The 1780-nt window shown below is 66.7% G+C and carries 1 protein-coding gene; it reads left to right on the top strand.

The window, feature by feature from the left end; all coding sequences use genetic code 11:
• Positions 1–429 precede the first annotated feature (429 nt).
• Positions 430–1656: a M6 family metalloprotease domain-containing protein gene (locus AC068A_RS37325; protein ID WP_478590746.1), complete on the top strand. Its 1227-nt coding sequence runs from the start codon at positions 430–432 to the stop codon at positions 1654–1656.
• Positions 1657–1780 lie beyond the last annotated feature (124 nt).

Below are 1780 nucleotides of genomic sequence, written 5' to 3' on the forward strand. Positions count from 1 at the left end.
GCACAACCTCGCCCTCGCCGGATAGCCGAGCCACCCACACGGCGACCAACCATGCCCGAGGCAACAGGAAGATCATTTACGGGACAGCCCTTAGGAAACGGAGTTGAGGCGGCTGCTTACCCGGCATCGCCCCTGCCGAGGAAATTCGACGACGTTCCGCACGGGCCGAGCGCGCCGGACCGGTGTTTCGCTTCGCATCCGGATTCCCGGCTACCGTTCGTAATCGGAACGGCACAATTCCGGGCCCATATTGCGAAGTTATGGAGATCCGGTAGTTTTCGGTGTCGCCGCCGTATCCGCATCCTGTCCCCAACGCAATGCATCGGCAGGCAACAGATTGTCATGCTCGCGCCACACAGCGCGCGGGCTCCCCCGCGGAGGCGCACCTCTCCCCACGGAGGAACGCCTCTCCCCCACGGAGGCAACACCATGAGACCCTCACACGCCTTGCGGCGCCCGCGCGTTGCGGTGCCCCTATTCGTCCTGTCCGCCGCCCTGCTCGGCTTGCTCGCCCTGGTCGCCCCCACCGACACCGCTCACGGGGCCAACGAAAGCATCTCGGCCTGTGCGCTGCAGGGGACGACCGGTTACACCGACGAAGGCCAGAAAATCGACTACAACCGGTTCCAGAAACCGGTGGGCACCAAGCGCGTGGGCGTGATCTACGTGGACTTCCCCGACGCCGTCGGGACCACCACGCCCCTCGATCGCTACTACAACCAGATATCCGGCGCCGCCGACTGGATGTGGAAGGCGTCCAACGGCAAGGTCTGGCTGGACCTGAGGGCCCCGCACGGCAACTGGGTGCGCATGCCGAAGAACTCCACCGACTACAACTGGGCGCGCGGGTTCTCCTGGGACACGCACCGGGTCTATGTGAAGGACGCACTCGCCGGCGCCGCCAACGCAGGCGTCAACCTCGCCGACTACGACATGTTCTACATCGTGCCGACCAGCACCGCGGCCGCGATCACGCACACCCCCACCTGGCTCCAGAACCCCTCCAACCCGACCTGGGTCTGGAACAAGGCGACGAACACCTGGGTGGCGATCAAGTGGGCGGTGACCTTCGGACAGGACATGTGGCACTGGGGCCACAAGGTCGCCGACCACGAGACCGGCCACACCTTCGGCCTGCCCGACCTCTACGCCTTCAGCGGCGAACAGCACCAGTACGTCGGCGGCTGGGACCTCATGGGCAAGGTCAGTGGCCCGGCCCCGCAGTTCCTCGGCTGGCACACGTGGAAGCTCGGATGGATCAACGACAGCCAGGTCTCCTGTCTGTCCGCCAACGGCACGTACGCCACCACCCTCAACGCAGTGGAGTACGGGGGCAGCGCCTACAAGCTGGCGGTGATCAAGACCAGCGCCACCACCGCCTACGTCGCCGAGTCCCGCAGGGCCGCCAACAACGACTCGGGCGCCTGCGCCACCGGTGTACTGATCTACAAGGTCGACACCTCGGTCGCGAGCGGCAGCGGACCGGTCCGCGTGGTGAGCAACCCCAAGGCCGCCGCACCCACCGGCAACTGCACCGCGCTGGACATGCAGACCTGGAAGCCCGGCCAGACGTTCCAGGACGACACCGCCCGCATCCGGATCCACGTGAACAGCTCCGACACGTACAACGACACGGTGTGGACGTACAAGTGGTGACCGCGCAGTGAAACCCCGCCGGGGCGGGCCCTCCCGGGCCAGGGGGGGGGGGGGGGGGGGCCGGTGGGGTCGGGTTCCATTGCTTGGTGTTTCCCCTTTTCGCCAGCGGGGGAACTGGCGCGTC

It is taken from the genome of Streptomyces sp. NPDC043854, assembly GCF_056436005.1.